The following is a 220-nucleotide window of genomic DNA, read 5'->3' as shown; positions in this document are numbered from 1 at the left end:
TGGCACGACGGTGTACAGCGTGGCCGAAGCCGTGACGAACCTCGACGGTCGCACGACGCAGAACACGGGCGACATTGCGCAGAACGCGACCAACATCGCGAGCGTGCAGAATCAGTTGTCCGAAGGTACGGTGGGTCTGGTACAGCAGGACGCGAACACGCGCGACATCACGGTAGCGAAGGACATGGACGGCACGGTGGTGAACGTGGCGGGCGCGGCG

General features: G+C 64.5%; 1 protein-coding gene. It reads left to right on the top strand.

Translation table 11 applies throughout. The features are described 5' to 3' along the window. On the top strand, positions 1 to 220 hold a 220-nt coding region (locus AB3X94_RS42400; protein WP_368614523.1), incomplete at both ends, for a hypothetical protein.

It is taken from the genome of Paraburkholderia sp. BR10923 (assembly GCF_040948765.1).
GTDB classification, from domain to species: Bacteria; Pseudomonadota; Gammaproteobacteria; order Burkholderiales; family Burkholderiaceae; genus Paraburkholderia; species Paraburkholderia youngii.
The sequence above is the reverse complement of the archived record's forward strand: the minus strand, read 5'-3'. Positions and strand labels throughout refer to the sequence as shown.